19 protein-coding genes are annotated in these 18392 nt (G+C 67.2%); 3 read left to right on the top strand and 16 right to left on the bottom strand.

What is annotated here, in order from left to right:
- Positions 1 to 124 precede the first annotated feature (124 nt).
- From ACFQ4E_RS08510 to ACFQ4E_RS08495, 4 genes are read right to left on the bottom strand one after another with little or no spacing between them, the layout of a single operon-like run.
- On the bottom strand, positions 125 to 1219 hold the full coding sequence (locus ACFQ4E_RS08510) for a glycerol dehydrogenase (protein ID WP_386802542.1): 1095 nt from the start codon (positions 1217 to 1219) through the stop codon (positions 125 to 127).
- A 58-nt stretch (positions 1220 to 1277) separates the two neighbouring features.
- A complete protein-coding gene (gene dctP / locus ACFQ4E_RS08505) occupies positions 1278 to 2309 on the bottom strand; it encodes a TRAP transporter substrate-binding protein DctP (protein WP_386802540.1) in 1032 nt (343 codons plus the stop codon).
- A 28-nt stretch (positions 2310 to 2337) separates the two neighbouring features.
- Positions 2338 to 3621 (bottom strand): TRAP transporter large permease, encoded by a 1284-nt coding sequence (locus tag ACFQ4E_RS08500; protein ID WP_386802538.1) that lies wholly within the window; start codon positions 3619 to 3621, stop codon positions 2338 to 2340.
- Entirely contained in the window at positions 3621 to 4124 is a 504-nt protein-coding gene (locus ACFQ4E_RS08495; RefSeq protein WP_386802536.1) for a TRAP transporter small permease, read from the bottom strand. The genes ACFQ4E_RS08500 and ACFQ4E_RS08495 overlap by 1 nt, the downstream gene beginning before the upstream one ends.
- Before the next feature lie 135 nt (positions 4125 to 4259).
- On the opposite strand from ACFQ4E_RS08495, the gene ACFQ4E_RS08490 reads away from it, so the two are divergent.
- From ACFQ4E_RS08490 to ACFQ4E_RS08480, 3 genes are read left to right on the top strand one after another with little or no spacing between them, the layout of a single operon-like run.
- Entirely contained in the window at positions 4260 to 5156 is an 897-nt protein-coding gene (locus tag ACFQ4E_RS08490) for a PfkB family carbohydrate kinase (RefSeq protein WP_386802534.1), read from the top strand.
- A complete protein-coding gene (locus tag ACFQ4E_RS08485; RefSeq protein ID WP_386802532.1) occupies positions 5153 to 6199 on the top strand; it encodes a tagatose 1,6-diphosphate aldolase in 1047 nt (348 codons plus the stop codon). Before ACFQ4E_RS08490 ends, ACFQ4E_RS08485 begins: the two co-directional genes overlap by 4 nt.
- Positions 6200 to 6204: 5 nt before the next feature.
- The gene (locus ACFQ4E_RS08480) at positions 6205 to 7641 is read left to right on the top strand and encodes an NAD-dependent succinate-semialdehyde dehydrogenase (RefSeq protein ID WP_386802530.1); all 1437 of its coding nucleotides are present in this window, start codon (positions 6205 to 6207) and stop codon (positions 7639 to 7641) included.
- A gap of 10 nt (positions 7642 to 7651) precedes the next feature.
- Here the strand turns inward: ACFQ4E_RS08480 and ACFQ4E_RS08475 are convergent, their stop codons facing one another.
- From ACFQ4E_RS08475 to ACFQ4E_RS08420, 12 genes are all read right to left on the bottom strand, one after another.
- On the bottom strand, positions 7652 to 8395 hold the full coding sequence (locus ACFQ4E_RS08475; RefSeq protein ID WP_386802528.1) for a GntR family transcriptional regulator: 744 nt from the start codon (positions 8393 to 8395) through the stop codon (positions 7652 to 7654).
- A gap of 531 nt (positions 8396 to 8926) precedes the next feature.
- The gene (locus tag ACFQ4E_RS08470; protein ID WP_386802527.1) at positions 8927 to 9601 is read right to left on the bottom strand and encodes a hypothetical protein; all 675 of its coding nucleotides are present in this window, start codon (positions 9599 to 9601) and stop codon (positions 8927 to 8929) included.
- A gap of 667 nt (positions 9602 to 10268) precedes the next feature.
- On the bottom strand, positions 10269 to 10475 hold the full coding sequence (locus ACFQ4E_RS08465; protein WP_386802524.1) for a cold-shock protein: 207 nt from the start codon (positions 10473 to 10475) through the stop codon (positions 10269 to 10271).
- A gap of 473 nt (positions 10476 to 10948) precedes the next feature.
- Positions 10949 to 11545, bottom strand: coding sequence for an SDR family oxidoreductase (locus ACFQ4E_RS08460; RefSeq protein WP_386802523.1), 597 nt, complete (start codon positions 11543 to 11545; stop codon positions 10949 to 10951).
- An 85-nt stretch (positions 11546 to 11630) separates the two neighbouring features.
- Positions 11631 to 12305: a type 1 glutamine amidotransferase domain-containing protein gene (locus tag ACFQ4E_RS08455; protein ID WP_386802521.1), complete on the bottom strand. Its 675-nt coding sequence runs from the start codon at positions 12303 to 12305 to the stop codon at positions 11631 to 11633.
- Positions 12306 to 12525: 220 nt separating this feature from the next.
- Positions 12526 to 13713, bottom strand: coding sequence for a hypothetical protein (locus ACFQ4E_RS08450; RefSeq protein ID WP_386802519.1), 1188 nt, complete (start codon positions 13711 to 13713; stop codon positions 12526 to 12528).
- Positions 13707 to 14351: a hypothetical protein gene (locus ACFQ4E_RS08445; RefSeq protein ID WP_386802518.1), complete on the bottom strand. Its 645-nt coding sequence runs from the start codon at positions 14349 to 14351 to the stop codon at positions 13707 to 13709. The genes ACFQ4E_RS08450 and ACFQ4E_RS08445 overlap by 7 nt, the downstream gene beginning before the upstream one ends.
- Entirely contained in the window at positions 14348 to 15277 is a 930-nt protein-coding gene (locus ACFQ4E_RS08440) for a VWA domain-containing protein (protein ID WP_386802516.1), read from the bottom strand. Before ACFQ4E_RS08440 ends, ACFQ4E_RS08445 begins: the two co-directional genes overlap by 4 nt.
- Positions 15274 to 16230: a VWA domain-containing protein gene (locus ACFQ4E_RS08435; protein WP_386802515.1), complete on the bottom strand. Its 957-nt coding sequence runs from the start codon at positions 16228 to 16230 to the stop codon at positions 15274 to 15276. Before ACFQ4E_RS08435 ends, ACFQ4E_RS08440 begins: the two co-directional genes overlap by 4 nt.
- Complete coding sequence (locus ACFQ4E_RS08430; RefSeq protein WP_386802513.1) at positions 16227 to 16580, bottom strand: hypothetical protein; 354 nt, start codon at positions 16578 to 16580, stop codon at positions 16227 to 16229. The genes ACFQ4E_RS08435 and ACFQ4E_RS08430 overlap by 4 nt, the downstream gene beginning before the upstream one ends.
- Entirely contained in the window at positions 16577 to 17419 is an 843-nt protein-coding gene (locus ACFQ4E_RS08425) for a DUF58 domain-containing protein (RefSeq protein WP_386802511.1), read from the bottom strand. The genes ACFQ4E_RS08430 and ACFQ4E_RS08425 overlap by 4 nt, the downstream gene beginning before the upstream one ends.
- Positions 17416 to 18384, bottom strand: coding sequence for an AAA family ATPase (locus tag ACFQ4E_RS08420; protein WP_386802509.1), 969 nt, complete (start codon positions 18382 to 18384; stop codon positions 17416 to 17418). Before ACFQ4E_RS08420 ends, ACFQ4E_RS08425 begins: the two co-directional genes overlap by 4 nt.
- Positions 18385 to 18392 lie beyond the last annotated feature (8 nt).

Here is an 18392-nt window from a genome sequence, read left to right as displayed (position 1 = left end):
GGTCAGGCCTTCGACCACAACAACGCCCACGTTGTCGGCTTTTTCATGTACCAGAAGGTGCGGTATTTCGCTCATGGGAGGGTTCCTTTTTGGTCCTGTGTTTCGAATGTTTGCGATCGTCGGGTCAGGGCTCGGGATAGTCCGTGTCCAGAGAGGCGACCCATGCGAGAGCCGTCTCGACATCCGCCGGTGTGACGGACCGGGTCATGTTGTGGATGCGGCTGCCCGGCCGGGCGGCGAAGGCGGCCACGCGCGCCCGGTCCTCGTCCGAGGTCCCCGAAAGCCCCACTTCGGCAAGGCTGCGGGGGAGACGGATCTCGCCGTAGAAGTTCAGAACCTCGTCCAGGAAGGCCGGGTCGCGGCCCTCGAGGTGAAGCTGCGCCAGGAGGCCGATGGCAACCTCCTCGCCATGGAGGATGCCCTTCGCCCCGGGCAGGACCGACAGCGCCATGCCGATCGCATGGGCCCCGGCCACGCCGCAGCCTTCGAACCCGAGCCCGCTCAGGAGGATGTTGGCCTCGATGACCTTGTCGACGGCGGGAGAGAGACGCTGCGCCGCGACATCGCGGACGGCGGCGGCCCCGTGCTCGCGGATCACCGCGTGACAGTGGCGGGCCAGGCAGAGCGCCGCTTCGGTGGGCTGCGTGCCGAAGAAATTGGGATTGCCGGAGGCCACGACCTGCTCGGCCTCGAACATGGTCACGAACGCATCGGCGATGCCCGCGCAGAAGAAGCGGAGCGGCGCGCGGACGATGATTTCGCTGTCGACCAGAACGGCCTCGGGATTGGTCGCCATGAAGCGCGGCCCGATGAAGGTGCCGTCGTCCTCGTAGGTAATGGCGAGCCTGCTGGTCGGGCTGTCGTTCGAGGCGATGGTGGGCAGGACGATGACCGGAACGCCGGTCTCGATCCGGACGGCCTTGGCCGCGTCGATGGCCTTGCCGCCGCCCATACCGATGACGCAGTCGAAGCCTCCGTCTCGCAGCCGGGCGGCGGCCAGGTCGATGGCGCGGGGCGAGCATTCGCCCTCGAACGGATCGCAGGCGGCCTTGAGACCCGAGGCGGCGAGCGCGGCCTCGAGCCGGGCCCCGTAGGTTTCGCGCACGAAGGCGTCGGCGACGACGTAGGGCCTCTTGCCGAAGGGCGCGACAAGCGGGCCGATCCGGTCGAGCAGACCTGCTTCCTGGCGGTAGATCAGGGGAAAGCCGATGGAGATCATGGTATATCCGGCTGGCATGGGCGAGGCGGGGGACGCCTCGCCCGGTTCCGTGTCGGGCTCAGTTCTTGGCGGCCACGGCGGCTTCGGCCTCGGATACCGCGTCGAGCATCTTCTGGAGCCATTCCTCGCCGTATTTCTCGACATACCAGTCCTGCATCGCCTGGCGCGCTCCGAGGAACGTTTCGCGATCGGCCTCGGTCGGCGTGTAGATCGTGCCGCCCGCTTCCTCGAAGGCGGCGTTGGCCGCGTCCTCTGTCTCGGCGTTGAACTCGGTCTGCCGCGCGGCGGCCTCGGTGAAGCCGTCGAGCACCACGGTCTGCAGGTCCTCGGGCAGAGCGTTCAGCCATTCGTCGCTGATGAAGTAATAGCCGAAGAGGAAGGTATGCCGGTCCAGGATGACGTGGCTCACCACCTCGTTGAACTTGTTCGACATGATGTCCGGCGTGCCGTTCTTGGTGCCGTCCACGACGCCGGTGGAGAGCGCGGTGTAGAGCTCGCCCCAGGCGACGGGGGTGGCGGCGGCGCCGAGGCTCGCGACGAACTCCTGCTGGAGCGGCGAGCTGATGGTGCGGATCTTCATCCCTTCGAGATCGGCCGCGGTCTGCACCGGCTTCGTCGTGAAGAAGGACCGCCAGCGGCCGCCATCGCTGACCGCGACGAGCCGGGTGTTGGGCAGCTGCGCCATGACCGCGTCGCGGATCTCGTCGGTGAAGGGGCCTTCCATGAAGGCATAGGCCACCTCGTCGTTCGGCAGGATGTACTGGAGGTCGACGACCGAAAGCTCGGGCACGAAGGGCGTCACGCCACCGATCGAGACATGCGCCACCTCGAGGGCGTTGGCGTTGACCTGCTCCATCACCTCTTCGTAGCTGCCGAGCTGGTTGCCCGGGTAGATGTCGACGGCGATGCGTCCGTCGGAGTTGGCCTCGATGATCTCCTTGAGCGTGGTCGAGCCGACATAGTCGTCGTTCTCCATCGTCGCCGGACCGGCATGGGCGATGCGTAGAGTGTAGTCCTGGGCCATGGCCGCACCGGCGAGCGCGATGCCGATGGCAAGCGCGGCGGCGCTGCTTTTCATCATGGATTTCATTGGAGTTCCTCCTGGGTTGGGTTCGGGGTCAGACCGGGAAGCCGAGAAGCTTCGGCAAGGTCAGCGAGAGTGCGGGAATGAGCGTGATCGCCAGAAGGACGATCAGGTGCACGACGTAGAAGGGCAGCATGGCGCGCACGATGGCGCCGACCGGTTCCTTCGAGACGGCGGCCGAAACGAAGAGCACGAGGCCGAAGGGCGGCGTGGCCAGGCCGATGGTCAGGTTCAGGCACATCACGACGGCGAAGTGGATCGGGCTGATGTCCATGCCGAGCATGGTCGGCCCGAGGATCGGCCCGACGATCAGGATCGCGGGACCTGCGTCGAGGAACATGCCGACGACCAGCAGGACGACATTGACCAGGAGCAGGAACACGATCGGGTTCTCGGTCAGGCCCAGCACCATCCGCGCCAGGTCCTGCGGGACGCCCGCGATGTTCAGCATCCAGCCGAAAAGCGAGGCCGAGCCGATCATCAGCAATACGTTGGCCGAGGACCGCGATGCCGTTGCCAGCAGGGCCGGGATATCGCGCAGCGTCAGCGACCGGATGACGAAGCTCAGGACCAGGGCGTAGATCACCGCCACCACGGCGGCCTCGGTGGGCGAGACGATGCCCAGGAGGATGCCGCCGAGGATGATCGCCGGTGTCAGCATCGGGAAGAACCCCTGGCTGACGCCGCTGACCATCTCCTGCCGCGAGGGCGCGCCCTCGCGCCGGAGGAAGTCGTGCTTGCGGGCGAGGATTGCCGTCATGGCCATCAGGCCGAGGCCCATCAGCAGTCCCGGCACGAAGCCCGCCGCGAAGAGCGCGCCGACCGAGACGTTCATGATGTAGGCGTAGACGATCATGATGATGCTGGGCGGGATGACCGGCCCGATGATCGACGAGGCGGCGGTGACGGCGGTGGCGAAGCGGCGGGTGTAGCCGTCCCGCTCCATCGCCGGGATCATCATCGAGCCGAGCGCCGAGACGTCGGCCACGGCCGATCCGCTCAGGCCCGCGAACATGACGCTCGACAGGATGTTCACATGCGCGAGACCGCCGCGCAAATGGCCGACGAGAAGCCGCGCCAGGTTGACCAGTCGCCGGGTGATGTCGCCCGCGTTCATGATCTCGCCGGCAAGAATGAAGAGCGGGATCGCCAGCAGGGGGAACTGGTTCACCCCGGCAAAGAACCTCTGGAGCCCGATCTGCACCATCGTGGCCTTGCCATCGACGAGAAACGCCAGGATCGGCCCGAAGGAGAGGGCGAAGACGATCGGCATGCTGAGGAGCGCCGCGATCACGGTCAGGACGATGAAGAGAGGCATCAGGCGGCCTCCCGCTCTCGCGGCGCGAGGAACTGGGACAGGGCCCCCTCGATGCAGAAGGGGATGATCAGGGCGAAGCCCACGGGAATGGCCGCGTAGATATAGCCCTGACGGAGCCAGTCCATGCTGGGGACGATGCGGGCCATGCCCTGTTTGACGAAGGCGACGCCGTAATGGACGACAAGCACGGCGAGCAGCAGGACCGCTGCGTGAATGGCGAGGTTGACCAGTTTGGCGAGGGGCAGGGGCAGGGCCTGCACCAGGCCCTCGATCGCCAGATGTCCAGCCCGCATTCCGGCGGCAAGACCCAGAAGCGTCATCCAGACGAGGCAGATCAGCGAGAGATCGTCGCTCCACGACAGCGGGCTGGTGAAGACGTACCGCATGATCACCGACAGCATCATCGTCACCACCAGCACCCCGAGCAGCCCCGAGATGAGCGCGGTGCAGATCCGTGCGATCGCAGTGTTCAGGGCAACGAGGGCCCCAAAAGCCGCTGTCATGGTCATCCTCCCTCGGCGGCCTTTTTCGCGGCTGCCTTTAATCTTGTATAAGATACATGATCGAAAGCGGTCAAGCCTTGAGCTCTCAATATTTGTATCTTATACAAGAATGGATCAAGCAAGGGGATTGCAGAGATGACGACTGCCCAGGTGATCTGCGCCGGGATCGTGACCGTGGATCTGGTCTTCTCGACCGGGGCCGAGGTTGCGCTCAGGGAAAAGAACCGGGCTCTCGCGTCGCGCATGGTTCCCGGAGGCTGCGCGCTCAACGCGGCCTTTGCCATCGCCCGGCTGGGCGGGCGAGCGACTCTGGCCGGAATGACGGGCGACGATCCCTTTGGCGACTGGCTCCGTCAGGAGGTCGCCGCCGCAGGGGTGGACGCGCGTCTCTTGGGTGTCCGGCCCGGCGTGACCACGTCGCGCTCTGCCGTGCTCGTCGCACCGGACGGCGAACGCACGATCATCAACGACCGCCCCGAGGCGCTTTATGCCGAGGGGTTGTCTGATGTGGATCTCGGCGACGCGGGGGCGGTGCTGACCGACACCCGCTGGCCCTCAGGCGCCACGGACCTGCTCGCCGCGGCGCGCGCGGCCGGTCTGCCGGGCGTGATCGATGCCGAAGCGCCAGTCGGCCACGCCGGAGAGGCCCTGCGCCTCGCCAGCCACATCGCCTTTTCCGAACAGGGGCTCGCCGAGTTCGCGGGTGGGGCCGACGCGGCCGCGCTTGCCCGGGCGGCGCGCGATCTGGGCTGCTGGGTCTGCGTCACGCGGGGGCCCGCGCCGGTGATCTGCCATGACGGCACCGAGCTCACGGAGCAGCCGACCTTCCCGGTGACGGCGGTCGACACATTAGGGGCCGGCGACGTCTGGCACGGCGCCTTCGCGCTGGCCCTGGCGGAGGGCCGACCCGAGGCCGAGGCCGTGCGCTTCGCCAATGCGGCCGGCGCTCTCAAGACCACACGACGCGGCGGCGCGGACGATCTGCCCGACCGCACGGAAATTCTACGATTGATGGAGGACTACCCCCGATGACACTGACACCCGGAAAACTGTGGGGCATGCGGCGCATGGCCGACCGCCATGGTCGCTTCAAGATGACCGCCGTCGACCAGCGCCCGCCGATCAAGGCCGCCATCGCCAAGCATTACGGCACCGACGAGGCACCCTATGCCGATGTAGCGGGCTTCAAGCGGCTCTTGATCGAGACCTTGCAGGACCGCTCGACCGCGCTCCTGCTCGATCCGCATTTCGCCATTCCCGCAGGCCTTACCGCGCTCTCGCCGGAAAAGGGGCTGATCGTCACGCTCGAGGATTCGATCTTCGAGGATACCGGCGCGGGTCGCCGGTCGAGCGAGATCGACGACTGGTCGGTCGAAAAGATCAAGCGCATGGGCGGCGACGCCGTGAAGGTGCTGGCCTGGTACCGGCCCGACGCCGATCCAGAGATCAACCGGCATCAGCAGGACTTCACCAAGCGCATCGGCGAGGCCTGCGCCAAGTACGACATCCCCTTCCTTTTCGAGCTTCTGGTCTTCCCGCTCGACAGCGACGCGCACCAGACGCAGGACTATGTCGAGATGCAGGGCAAGCGGTCCGACGACGTCCTGCGCTCGGTCGAGGAATTCGCCAAGCCCGATTACGGCGTCGACGTCTTCAAGCTGGAAAGCCCGGTCGCCGCGGCAGACGTGCCCGGTGTGGGCGAAGGCGATTGGCAGGGCGTGCAGGAGATCTTCGACGAGATGGGCCGCCTTGCAGGCAGGCCCTGGGTCATGCTCTCGGCCGGGGCGAGCAAGCCCGCGTTCCGCAAGATCATGACCCATGCCTACCGGGCTGGGGCCTCGGGCTACCTCGCGGGTCGGGCGATCTGGCTCGACGCCTTCGGGCATTTCCCCGACTGGGACCGGATGCGCGCCGGTCTCGAGGGCGAGGCCGCTGCCTACATGGACGATCTCAACGCGCTGACCGATGCTGAGGCGATGCCGTGGCACGCGCACGCGCTTTTCGGCGGCGACGGAGAGGCCTTCACCCCCGCAGACGCGAGTTTCCGGCACGGCTACCCGGGGTTCGGCGGATGAGCGGGATGTCGGACTACCTGATCGAGGCGAACCTGATCGGCGGCGCGTGGCGCGACGCGACCGGAGAGAAGATCGAGGTGACCAACCCGGCCACCGGAGCGGTCCTGGGCCATGTCCCCTCCTTCGGCGCGTCCGAGACGGAAGAGGCCATCACCGCCGCCGCAGATGCCTTCCCCGGCTGGGCCGCGACCGATCTCGGCACCCGTGTGGGGCACCTGCGTCGGCTGCATCAGGCGCTCATGGACAACCAGGAGGCCCTCGCGGCGCTTCTGACCGCCGAACAGGGCAAGCCGCTGGCCGAAGCGCGGGGCGAGATCGCCATCGGCGCGGCCTACGTGCTCTGGTTCGCCGAGGAGATCCGGCGGCTCAAGGGCGAGATCGTGCCCGCGCCGGTCAACGGGCGGAGGCTTCTCGTCACCCATCACCCCGTCGGGGTCGTCGCAGCGATCACGCCCTGGAACTTCCCGTCCTCGATGCTCGCGCGCAAGCTCGGACCCGCGCTCGCGGCGGGCTGCACGACGGTGGTCAAGCCAGCCTCGCTCACGCCCTATTCGGCGCTGGCCTGGGGCCGCTTGGCCGAAGAGGCGGGCTTCCCGCCGGGCGTGGTGAACATCGTGACCGGCTCCGCCCGCGAGATCGGCGGCGCGATCATGTCCGACCCCCGGGTCCGCAAGGTGACGTTCACCGGCTCGACCGAGGTCGGAAAGACGCTGATCCGGCAATCGGCGGACACGGTGAAGAAGGTCTCCATGGAGCTGGGCGGCAACGCTCCCTTCATCGTCTTCGACGACGCCGATCTCGACCGCGCGGTCGAAGGCGCGATGATCGCCAAGTACCGCAATTCGGGCCAGACCTGTGTCTGCGCCAACCGCATCTACGTCCAGTCGGGCATCCATGACAGCTTCGTGGCGCGCCTGACTGAGGCCACCAAGGCGCTCAAGGTGGGCGACGGCACCGAGCCCGGCGTCGAGCAGGGGCCGCTGGTGGACCGGTCGGCCTTCGACAAGGTCACGGATCTCGTCGCCGACGCCGTGAGCCACGGGGCCGAGGTCGCCACGGGCGGCGGTGCCCACACGCTGGGCGGCACCTGGTTCGAGCCGACGGTCCTGACCGGGATCACCCCCGCGATGAAGATCGCGCGGGAAGAGATCTTCGGACCAGTCTCCGCGATCGTCCGTTTCGAGGACGAGGCCGAAGCGATCGAGGCCGCGAACGATACCGAGTTCGGCCTTGCCGCCTATGCCTACACGCAGAACGTGGCGCGCATCTTCCGCCTGACCGAGACGCTGAACTACGGCCTGATCGGCATCAACGAGGGTCTGATCACGACGGTCGAGGCGCCGTTCGGCGGCCTGAAGGAAAGCGGTCTGGGCAAGGAAGGCGGCAGCCAGGGTCTCTCGGACTACCTGGACAGCAAGTACACCTGCATCGGGGGTCTGTGACGGCCCCCGCTCAGCTGTCCGACCGGGAGAGCTCTACCTGGTAGCTGGCGAAGTCGGTGCGATACCAGCTCTGGCGCAGCTCGACGGCCCGGTCCGACAGGTCATGGGCAATCCGCTTCGTCCTGAGCACGGGTGTCCCGGGCGCGATCTCCAGCGCCTGGGCCACGTCCTCCGGGGCCACGTCGGCGGTGACCTCTTCGTGGACCTTCACGATGAACATGCCGAACCGGTCGTGGAGATACGGGTAGAGCGAGCTCGGAAGCGGGCTGTCGTCCGCTACCCCCTCGATCCGGGCGGCATCGAAACTCATGTGTTCCAGCACGAAAGGCCGTCCCTCGTTCTCGCGGACTCGGTAGAGGCGGGCGACACGGGCGCATTTCTGGCCGAGCACGGCCCGCTCGGCCTCGGTCGGCTCTCCGATCTCGATGCTCTCCGTGCGCAGAACGGGGACCACCATCGCGCCCTCGGCATCGCGAAGCCGGAAGAAGGCGTAGAGCGATTCCTCGGGCGTCGTCCGGCAGACCATCGTGCCGCGACCGGGGGCCCGGCTGAGCAGGCCGCGCGCCTCCATCGCCATCAGGGCCTTGCGCACCGTCCCCTGGCTGATGCCGAATTCCTCGGCCAGGGCAAACTCGTTCGGCAGGATCGACCCGGCTTTCCACCGCCCCGAGGCGATGCGGCCCGTCATCTCGAGCTCGGCCTTCTTGTAGAGCGGCTGCGGTTGCAGCTGGGTGCTCTGTCTCGTCTTCGCCATATCCGTCGTCCCCGTGCCGTCAATCCATCGCCGGCCCGCGCTGGACATTGCCGTTCCCATGCAGGAAATCGGCGGTTCTATATATCAAGCACAGCAAGAATAGCACGTTGCATCTCGGTCTTGGCTCAGTTTGACGGCACGACCGACACAGTTGGAAACGGGGAATATTTTGTCACGTATCCCGTCATGTCTTGCCGGGAGGGGGTGGTAAGGGAATTGGATGATCTGGCGGATGCGTGAGACAGGTGCGGTCGAAAGGCGCGCCGCCCGGAATTGCCGGGGCAGTTCTTTGCGCCGAGCTGTCGTGCGTCCAATTGCAGATCTGCATAGGCTCTTTTTAGATGCCTTTTGCTTCGCCATATCTCGACGTGGACGGATCGCGCCAAGAGCGGCGCTGAGTCTTCGGCGGCCCAAGGGCGTCTCGACCGACATCCTGTCATTTCGGTCGAGCACGGCTCCCGGCAGATACTGCCGATCGCCGATCTTTGCGTCGCGTCGCTCAAGACACGCCCGGAGCGCGGGATGTCTCGATCAGAACGCGTCCCGGACGGCGTCGCGCACTTCTGTCCGGAGGATCCAGTTCCCGGGATCCGTGTCGTTTCGCTTTTCTCCGCGATAACCGAGCAGCGACATGCCGTCTGCTTCGGGTTCATCGCAAATCGACGTCGCCTCAGACGAGAGGTAGCTGGCAATCAGCAGGCCTGCAGAGGCCAGGGCGCGATTGGCCGAGGTCTTCGATTTGTAGCCCGCCGCGCTTGCAAGCCGTCCTTCCGACAAGCCGTCCTCATCGGCCAGGGCCAGTGCGGTGAGCATGGCGCGCTGAGGCCCGGAAAACGCCACCTGGCCCAGAGCTTCGGTGTATTCCTCGATGGTCGGGACGGAATATCCCGTCGCCAGTTCAATCCGGCGATCGCCGCTTCTTCGGATGTCCCGTGCGTCGATCATCTCGTGAAGGGCGGCAATCGCGGCCTCTTCCGTCTCGCCTCGCGCCTCGGCGATCAGGCCGCGGACATTCGTCGGCGGTTTGGGGAAGGCTCTGGCGACATACTCGCCGGAGAGGCGTCCTGACTTGATCTGATACCGGCCGTGCTCGCCCAATTGGATTTTCGCCGAGGTCGTGGGCTGCTCCGAGGCCGTCTCTTTGGGTTTGCTTTTGAAAAGATCGCGACCGGCGGTCGCGCGATTATCTGTGCTGTGACGCGTCATGATGGGTTTCCCTTGTTGAGATTTCTATGGCTGCGGCGGTCCTGGCCAAGCCGCGAGGCGGGCTCATCGGCGGTCGCTCGGGTCGCAAAACGCGAGGCGGCCTCGGTTCGAGAGTTCGGTCGCAAGCGATTGGCCGGGAATGGCGGGCACGAAACGGGAGCGGTCGTTTGACACTCAGGCTAGGAAACCCGGCTCTCTCGTGTCCCCGCGCAGGTTTGCCGCTCGCAGTCAGGACCGACTGGTATCCGAGCCAGCGATTGTCGCGTTGTCGAACTGTAGGATGGCGAAAAGTGTTCGGTTTTTGAGAGAAGACCACTGACATCGCCGCTTTCGAGGCTGGTGCGCCGCCAGACCGTGGGCGTCGTCGGCAGTAGCGGAACTTCGGTCCAAACCCGTGCGCATACCAGTTTATGAACTGGCGACCTTTAAGGCCTGAGCAGCCCAGCGCGAGCATGATTGCCGGCGCTGGGCGAGAAGACAGCCACCACCAGGCGGCAATCCATGTTGCGACAAAGGGCGCGAGCGTCGCGATCACGTCCAGCAGTCTGCGCGCCGTCTCCGGCGCACGACCGCGCGGGACCTGGCGGACCTGGGCTGGCTCTCTGCGGCTGGAATGAGACGTCCCACGGTGTTCGAGCGCTCCGTCGGGAGCGCCCGGACGGTGCGGTCAGGCCTGCGCGAGATTGGTCGCGCTTTCGCGCCCGTCGCGGCCCGTCTCAACATCGAAGGTCACCTTCTGACCGTCGGCCAGGCCGGTGAGGCCCGCGCGCTCGACGGCGGAGATGTGGACAAAGACGTCCTTGCCGCCCGTCTCGGTTTCGATGAAGCCGAAGCCTTTTTGTGCGTTGAAAAACTTCACGGTGCCATTGGCCATATCCGTGTTCTCCTGTTCATACGCTGCCCACAGGATGCGGCAGCCCGGCAAAGTCAGACTGAGAGATCGACTGAAGCCGGATTAGCGGGAGCAGCGGGTCGCAGAGAAAAACGTTGACTGCCCCGTTCATGAGGCATTGGGGTCAGTAACACAACAGAAAATGCGGATAAGCGGGATTAAGTAATTAAATCATTATCTTGCAGATGGATGTGTTCAGGTCATTTTGCGATGTCCATTCCTTAGGGTTGTTTGTCAAAAAAACTCACCGCGCTTAATCGACATTTCGGCGTGTGCCGAATGGATGACGAAAAACGCGAACTGACACTGGAAAGACGTTTGATATTGAACATCGCGGTGCAAGCGACTGCGCTTCGCGACGGACCGATCTCGGACCTGCCGCTGCGCCTTACGCCCCGCGAGGCACGGCCCGGTCGCCTCCGGCAACCGGGCCGTGCCTTCCGGGAATTAGTCGGTTAAGCGGACTGCATGAGCAGGGCCTTGCCGGTCCAGTCGCTGTCGTCGACGGCGTTGGCCAATACGAAGGCCACATCTCCGCGCGCGGCTGTCGCCTTGGCGTCGACCTTCTCGCCGAGAACGATATCGCGCGAGCCATCCTCATCGGTCAGCGAGACGGGCCGCACGATGGCGTAGTCCAGGCCCGACGCCATGAGATGCTCGTCGGCATCGTGTTTCGCTTGAAGGTAATGCGCCAGCTCGCTCTCGACGTCGGGATTGTCCGCGCCCACCGTGCTCAGCATGACGAAGCGCGACACGTCGGACGTCACGGCCAGATCGACCAGGCGTTTCGCGCCGTCACGGTCGATCTTGTCGGTCATGTCCGGGCCGGTCGAACTGCCCGAACCTGCGGCGAAAATCACCACGTCGCAATTCTCGCAGACGCTGTCCTGCAGGTCTGCCAGATCGCCGTGACGCAGTTCGACGTCCTCGGGAAGCGCGCTCGTGTCCGAGCTCTCGCGCACGAGCGCGATCGGGTGATGGCCCCGCGTTCTCAGTTCTTCAACGAGGCGCAGGCCGGTCTTGCCGGTGGCACCGGCGACAAGGATTTTCATTTTGGGTTCCAGTATTCAGAGGGGCTTCGGGGCGTGACGGCGACCGGGCGGCGACAGCGGTTTCGCTGCGCGCCCGGTCGGACTGTCAGAGCATCGCCAGAAGCTTGCGCGCGGCGTCTTCCGACGAGGCCGGGTTCTGGCCCGTGACCAGCTTGCCATCGGTGACGACGAAAGAGGCCCAGTCGTCGCCCTTCTCGTAATCGCCGCCATTGGCCTTCAGCATGTCCTCGACGAGGAACGGCACCACATCGGTGAGGCCGACGCCGTCTTCCTCGGTATTGGTGAAGCCGGTCACGGTCTTGCCCGCCACGAGCGGCTTGCCGTCGGACCCCTTAGGGTGCTTGAACACGGCCGGCGCGTGACAGACCGCACCGACGGGGCGGTCGCTCTGCGCGAAGGTCTCGATCAGCCGCGTGCTGTCGGCATCTTCGGCGAGGTCCCAGAGCGGCCCGTGACCACCGGGATAGAAGATCGCGTCGAACCCGTCGGCATCGACCGTCGAGAGCACCTTGGAATTGGCGAGGGCCGACTGGGCGTCCGCGTCGGATTTGAAGCGCTCGGTCGCCTCGGTCTGGGTGTCTTCGGTGTCGCTGCCCGGGTCGAGCGGCGGCTGGCCACCCTTGGGCGAGGCGATGGTGATATCCGCGCCAGCGTCCTTGAAGACGTAATAGGGAGCCGCGAATTCTTCGAGCCAGAAGCCCGTCTTCTTTCCGGTATCGCCGAGTTGATCGTGCGACGTGAGAACCATCAGGATCTTCATGGTCATACCCTTTCGATCGAGTGTCAGATTGGATGACGCCGCGTGTGGCCGCGTCATGCGTCACCGGGAGAACCAACGGCGGAGTAAGTCGTTCCGTCAGATCGGTCGGCTGACGTGGGGGCAGGGTGATTAGGTCCCGATAGTCTCGGATGAAATGGGCGTCGAACGGCTCGCGAATGGCAACGCTCGGACACCGGAGCGCTCGACTACTGCGATCGGATCAGTGCTTTTCGCGACCCCGGATAGCGTTTCGGGTGGCTTGGAGAACGGCCCCAAGCGGCTCGCGATGCGTGACCGGCGCCTCGGAATAGAGCCCGCGATCCGCCGGTTCGAGCACGGCCAGTCGCGCGGCCTCGTCCAAATCCGAATGGTCTTCCAGGATGCGCGCGGCCAGGACACGGACGGCCGGTGCGTCGCGCCGTAGGACGTGCATCCGCAACCGGGCGAGGTGACTGGCGCGCGTCGCCGCACGTCTCCAGTGCCGCAGCGAGCGCCGAGGGGGCAGGGCCAGAGCCATCGCCGTCCCGAAGGAGAGAAGCAGGAGCGCCCAGCTTGCCCAGCCAAATTCCGGCAGCGCGCGCCAGCCTGACGTGCCATTGGCAGAGAAGCTGGCATAACCGATGGGAGAGGCCGGGAGGGTCAGCGTCTCCGGGGTCCCGCGTGCGGTGTCGAACCACGGGATCGTGGCGGCAGGGATCACCCCCGGCTCGCCCTTGATCGGCCGCAGGGTCCAGGTCCAGACGACGGTCGAGACCGGACCAAGCTCGGTGACCTGAAGGTCCCGGTCCACGGGCGGCGTGAAGCTGATCAGCCAAGGTTGCCGCAGCTCGGGTTGCGGCGGCATCATTTCCGGTGTCGCGCCGAGAGCGCGGAGGACGACGCGCCGGGTCACGCTCTGTCCGTCTTCAAGCTGCGACGGGTCGGTGTCCCAATGGTCCGACATCTCCAGCGCGCTCAGGGGGAGCCAGCCCTGAGACGCGTCCTCGGGTCGGGCTTGGACCTCGAGCGTCACCGGGGCCGAGCGAAGGATCACCGTCTCCCGCGCGCCGTCCGCACCGAGCACCTCGAGGCTGTGGGCGATGGGCAGGATCTCCAACGTGCCCGGGCGCTTCGGATAGAAGGCCAGGCGGCGCTCGAATATCCGCGCGGGCAGGCCGTCGATGCGCTCTTCGGACCAGCGATCCAGACCGAGCCGAACCCAGTCGAGATCGGTCATGGGACGAAGCTTGACCTCTTCGCGGGTGATGTTCTGCCGGTAGGTCCCGCGCAAGGTGGCGAGGACCATCTCTCCCTCGAAGGGCGCGCTTTCCCGCGCATCGAGGATCAGTTCGAGCCGTGGCGACGAGGTCTCCTGCGCCACGGCGGCGCTGCCGAAGACGGAGATCAGAAGGAAGAGGAGCCTCACCATGCGTCCGGTTGCTCCGGGTGCGCTTCGCCCGTGTCGCGACGCCGCTCCATCTCGGCCGCAAGCCGCGCCGCGAGATAGGCGCTTGGAGCGTCCTCCAGCGCATCGAGCCATGCGTCGTCCGCGACCGCCGAGCGCTCGCCGGTGACAGGCCGTTTCAGCGAGGAGCGCTGAGGGTCGAGCTTCTGTTCCTCGATCGGCTGGTGCGGGGCGTCGGGGTCGAAGGTCGTGGTCTCCATGCCAGTTTCTTTCAGGAGAGCCTCGATGCGGCCGTGCCCCATCCCGTCGCCGATGACCGGGGGCACCAGCGCCTTGACCAGGTCGCGGTTGTGGCGCGCTTCCGCGTCGTAGCGGTCGGCAAAGAGAACCGCGTCGAAATAGGCCACCGACAGCGCATGGTCTCCGGTCGCGGCCAAGGTGAGCCCGCGATTGTAGGTGGCGCTGCGACCGATGTCGGCGAAGGCGCGGTCGGCGGCCGCGTATTGGCCTTGGGCGTAGAGCGCTGCCGCCCGAACGGAAGGGTCGCGCGCCAAGGACGCCGCGCCCGCGGGCAGGCCGACCTGCCAGGCAAGCTTGCCCCAGGCCTCAGGTCCCGCGGCCACTCCGCTGACCAGGGCCGCGATCAGGAGCCATCCCCTCATGTCGGTCTCCGCCGGAACAGCGCTGCGAGGGGCAGGAGCGCGAGGGCCGCGATCCAGGGTCCGAGATCGCGATAGACAAGCGCCCGGATGTCGCGGTCCAGGGCCGCTTCGTTGCGACCTCCGGCCAGAAGCCCGTCGATCTCCGCCAGATCGGTGGCCGCCGCCGCGGAACCGCCGCCCGCTTTTGCCAGCGCGACCAGGGGCGCGATATCGGCCGACGGTGACCCATAGGGTGCGCCGTCCTGAGCGACGAAGATCGCCGAGACGCGCATGCCCTCGGCGGCCATCTCGCGCGCCAGTGTTACCGTCTCCGGTCCCACACCGCCGCCATCCGACACCAAGACCACGTCCGGTGCCAGCGAGGCCGCGTCGTCCAGAGCGCGCCGTGCGGTCGCGAGCGCGCGGTCGGGACGACTGCCCGCCACCGGCATCGTGTTCGGTCCGAGCACCGCGATCGTGCTCTTGAGAGTTGCCGGGTCTTCGGTCGGAATGCTCGCAAGGAAGGCCTCTCCCGAGTAGAGGATCAGCCCGGCGGGGCGTGTGCGGTTGACGTCGATCAGGCGGGCAATCGCGGCCTGCGCGTCGTCGAGCCCGCCGCCTTTCGTGACCGAGGGAGACAGGTCCAGCACCAGCATCAGCGCATCGCGGTTGCGCAGGGCAGGGGCGTCGCGGTCGCGGAGGGCGGGCCCGGCGAGCCCCGCGCAGAGGAGCGCCAGCGCCGCCCCCATCAGCCACGGCTCGAGATCGGCGCGCGGGCGCGTAACGTATCCCCGTGCGCGCATCGCCGCCATCAGATCGGGATCGACCACCGCCTGCCATCCGCCAGATGCGCCTGCGCGGCGCGATAAGATATACGCGGCGATCAATGTGCAGGGCAGACCGATGAGCCAGGCGGGCCGGAGCAAGAGGAGGTCGGGCAGCGTCATGCGGTCTCCCTCGCCCGCACGGCCAAGGTGAGGCCGAGGCTCGCAACCGACAGAGCCGCCAGCCAAGGCCAGTAGCTTTGCCAGGCCCGGACCGGCGGCATGTCCGCGAGGCTCGGCTCGAGCCGGTCGATGACCTCCGTCACCTGCTGGAGATCAGAGGTCGATGTCACGCGGAAGCTCTGCGCCCCGGCGGCCTCGGCGATGCGCTGGAGGGTCCGGGTGTCCACCGCGTCGCGCGCATCGGGGTTGTCGCTGAGGTCGGTCGGGCCCAGGGCGATCGTGTAGACCTTGATCCCGAGGCGGCGGGCGGCTTCGGCCGCGGCGACCGGGTCCACGACGCCCGAAGTGTCCTGGCCGTCGGACAAGAGGACGACCACGCGACTGGTCGCCTCGCGGTCTCTGAGACGGCGCATCGCGAGGCCGAGACCGTCTGCAATCGCGGTGGCCTTGCCGGAGATGCCGATCCGGAGCGTGTCGATGGTCTGTGCCACCGCCGCGACGTCATGGGTCAGGGCGGCCGCGACATAGGGGCGGTCGCCGAACACCACCACGCCGATCCGGTCTCCGGAGCGTCCGCGCACGAAGGCGCCCGCCACGGCCTGCACCGCTTCCAGGCGGGACACGGTCCGGCCTTTGAGCGCGAAATCCTCGCGCTCCATCGAGCCGGAGAGGTCGAGCGCCAGCACGATGTCGCGTCCAGAGGCGGGCATGACGTCGAGAACGCGCTCCTGCCGGGGCCCCGTGAGGGCGAGGACCAGCGCGATCCACGAAAGCGTCAGCGCGGCGAGCCGCAGGTGGCGGCGGGCGGCGGAGAATTTGACCGGGAGGAAGGCTTCTGCAAGGGCCGGGGGGAGGCTCAGGGATCCATCGGCCTCGTCGCGCGGCGGCAGGAGGCGCAGGACGAGCAAGGGCAAGGGCAGGAAGATGAGAGCCCAGGGGAACGCAAAGCTCATGGGCGGGTCGCCTGCGGTGAGGTGTGAGCGTCATCACATGCGGTCGGGTCGAACCGGGCGCTCGGGTCGTAGAGCGCGCGGTGCAACTCGGGTGGGACCGGTGCGCCGGACCGGCGCAGGTCGAGAGCCAGTTCGGTCAGGCGCTCCTGCGGGGTCGCGGTCGCGGGCAAGCTTGTCGGTTTCTCCGGCCCGCGCGCCGCTCGGGTCAATGCGCGAAGCGGCAAGGACAGGCACAGCCCCGCCAGGATGCCGAGCGAGATCAGCGCCAGCGCGTCGCGCAGCCCGAATTCGGCGAAGTGCAGCGGAACGCGGATCGGGGCAAGTTGCGCGACGAGGTCTTCCGGGGTCATGCCGGCACGTCCTCCGGCCGGTCGCACGGGACGACACGGTAAGAGACCCCGGCCGCCGTCAGGATGTCCGGCGAGGGAGACGGGCCAAAACGCCCACGGACGAGCTCTTGCCCGATCCGCGCCGCGACCCGGCGGCTCGGTGGCGTATGCTCGACCGCATCCTGCACGAGGAGCACCTCCAGCGGCCCGGAGAGGGAGAGGGAGGCAAGCGTCGCCCCGAACGCGGCGCCCGGCTTGTCGAACCCGGTTGCCAAGATGACCGCCGTTCCGTGGCGCACGCGCGGAACGAGGTCGGCCATGCACTCCGCCAGAGGGCGCAGCGCGGTCCCCGGCGCCGCCAGCGCCTCGTCATGGCAGCGCGCAAGCGTGCCCGCGATCTCGAGCATCGCTGCATGTCCGGGACGTGCGGGCACCCAGGTCGGGCCGGTGTCGCGCAGGATCGCAAGGCCGCACCGCCCGTCCGACAGAACGCATCGCCAGCCTTCTAGCGCGGCGGCCTCGGCGGCGGCGACCGAGCGCAGGCGCCCCCTGGTGCCCCAGAACATCGAGCCGCGCATGTCCACGATCAAAAGCAGGCTGCGCTCGACCTCTTCGTGGCAACGTCGGATCTGGCGGCGACCGCTTCGAGCGGTGGCGGCGGGATCGAGCTGGCGGGGATCGTCGCCGTCGACGAAGGGGCGCAGATCATAGAGATCGCCGCCCGAGCCGCGTCGCGGACCGGAGCGCCCCGCGCTCTGTCCCCTCGACCAGCCGTCGGCGCGAGGGCGCTTGGCAAGCGCGGCCAGCGCGACCAGCCGGTCGAGCGAAAGATGCGCTCCGGTCGGCGCGGCACGGCTCACAGCGGCGCGACCGTGGAGAGGATGTCGTCCATGATGCTGCGCGCCGTGACGCCGTCGGCCTGCGCGCGCCATGTCGGGACCATCCGGTGGCAGAGAACATCGGCCGCCAGTGCCTGCACGTCCTCGGGCACGGCGTAATCCCGGCCCCTGAGCCATGCCCGTGCGCGCGCCGCGGCGGCCAGAGACAGCGTCCCGCGCGGGCTGACCGCGTGCCTGACGCGTCCTTCGGCGGCCTTGCCGTGCCGCGTCGCCATGACCAGCGCGACGATGTAGCGCCGGAGCGCGGGCGACAGGTGCACGTTCAGAACGCTTTCCTTGATCACGTCGAGCGTCCGCAGATCGAGCGTCGGAGGCGCGGTCTCGGCCTGCGCGCGCAGCTCGCCCTCGACCAGATCGAGGATCGCCATCTCGGTCTCCTCGTCCGGCAGGTCGAGAAGCACATGAAAGAGGAACCGGTCGAGCTGGGCCTCGGGAAGCGGAAAGGTGCCCTCCTGCTCGAGGGGGTTCTGGGTCGCGACCACCATGAAGGGACGCGGCAGCGGATGCGCGGTGCCGCCGCTCGTGACCTGTCCTTCCGCCATCGCCTCGAGCAGCGCCGATTGCACCTTGGGCGGGGCGCGATTGACCTCGTCGACCAGCACGAGCGAGTGGAAGATCGGGCCCGGCAGGAACGACATCTCGCCGCTGTCCTGGCGCCAGACCTGCGTTCCGGTCACGTCCGAGGGCATCAGGTCGGGGGTGCACTGGATGCGGGCGAAGCTGCCCTCGACGGCATCCGAGAGGCGCCGCACGGATCGGGTCTTGGCCAGCCCCGGCGGCCCCTCGATCAGCACATGCCCGCCGGTCAGGAGGCAGATGACAAGGCGTTCGACCAACTCCCTCTGTCCGATCAGCCCGCTTTCCATGCGCTGGATCAGCGATCGGGCGGACAAAGCCAGGTGGTCCGGCGGGGTGAGGTCTTCCATCAACGGCT

The sequence above is a fragment of the Litorisediminicola beolgyonensis genome (assembly GCF_042679605.1).
Classification (GTDB): Bacteria; Pseudomonadota; Alphaproteobacteria; order Rhodobacterales; family Rhodobacteraceae; genus Litorisediminicola; species Litorisediminicola beolgyonensis.
Note: the sequence above shows the minus strand (reverse complement) of the source record. Positions and strands in the feature narration are given on the sequence as shown.

Excerpts from the sequence above, each read along its gene's own strand:
- ACFQ4E_RS08480 (WP_386802530.1), top strand. The coding sequence starts at position 6,205 with ATGTCGGACTACCTGATCGAGGCGAACCTGATCGGCGGCGCGTGGCGC.
- ACFQ4E_RS08445 (WP_386802518.1), bottom strand. The coding sequence starts at position 14,351 with ATGAGGGGATGGCTCCTGATCGCGGCCCTGGTCAGCGGAGTGGCCGCG.
- ACFQ4E_RS08420 (WP_386802509.1), bottom strand. The coding sequence starts at position 18,384 with ATGGAAGACCTCACCCCGCCGGACCACCTGGCTTTGTCCGCCCGATCG.
- ACFQ4E_RS08465 (WP_386802524.1), bottom strand. The coding sequence starts at position 10,475 with ATGGCCAATGGCACCGTGAAGTTTTTCAACGCACAAAAAGGCTTCGGC.
- ACFQ4E_RS08435 (WP_386802515.1), bottom strand. The coding sequence starts at position 16,230 with ATGAGCTTTGCGTTCCCCTGGGCTCTCATCTTCCTGCCCTTGCCCTTG.
- ACFQ4E_RS08430 (WP_386802513.1), bottom strand. The coding sequence starts at position 16,580 with ATGACCCCGGAAGACCTCGTCGCGCAACTTGCCCCGATCCGCGTTCCG.
- ACFQ4E_RS08460 (WP_386802523.1), bottom strand. The coding sequence starts at position 11,545 with ATGAAAATCCTTGTCGCCGGTGCCACCGGCAAGACCGGCCTGCGCCTC.
- ACFQ4E_RS08500 (WP_386802538.1), bottom strand. The coding sequence starts at position 3,621 with ATGCCTCTCTTCATCGTCCTGACCGTGATCGCGGCGCTCCTCAGCATG.
- ACFQ4E_RS08450 (WP_386802519.1), bottom strand. The coding sequence starts at position 13,713 with ATGGTGAGGCTCCTCTTCCTTCTGATCTCCGTCTTCGGCAGCGCCGCC.
- ACFQ4E_RS08485 (WP_386802532.1), top strand. The coding sequence starts at position 5,153 with ATGACACTGACACCCGGAAAACTGTGGGGCATGCGGCGCATGGCCGAC.
- dctP (WP_386802540.1), bottom strand. The coding sequence starts at position 2,309 with ATGAAATCCATGATGAAAAGCAGCGCCGCCGCGCTTGCCATCGGCATC.
- ACFQ4E_RS08470 (WP_386802527.1), bottom strand. The coding sequence starts at position 9,601 with ATGACGCGTCACAGCACAGATAATCGCGCGACCGCCGGTCGCGATCTT.
- ACFQ4E_RS08475 (WP_386802528.1), bottom strand. The coding sequence starts at position 8,395 with ATGGCGAAGACGAGACAGAGCACCCAGCTGCAACCGCAGCCGCTCTAC.
- ACFQ4E_RS08495 (WP_386802536.1), bottom strand. The coding sequence starts at position 4,124 with ATGACAGCGGCTTTTGGGGCCCTCGTTGCCCTGAACACTGCGATCGCA.
- ACFQ4E_RS08440 (WP_386802516.1), bottom strand. The coding sequence starts at position 15,277 with ATGACGCTGCCCGACCTCCTCTTGCTCCGGCCCGCCTGGCTCATCGGT.
- ACFQ4E_RS08455 (WP_386802521.1), bottom strand. The coding sequence starts at position 12,305 with ATGAAGATCCTGATGGTTCTCACGTCGCACGATCAACTCGGCGATACC.
- ACFQ4E_RS08490 (WP_386802534.1), top strand. The coding sequence starts at position 4,260 with ATGACGACTGCCCAGGTGATCTGCGCCGGGATCGTGACCGTGGATCTG.
- ACFQ4E_RS08510 (WP_386802542.1), bottom strand. The coding sequence starts at position 1,219 with ATGATCTCCATCGGCTTTCCCCTGATCTACCGCCAGGAAGCAGGTCTG.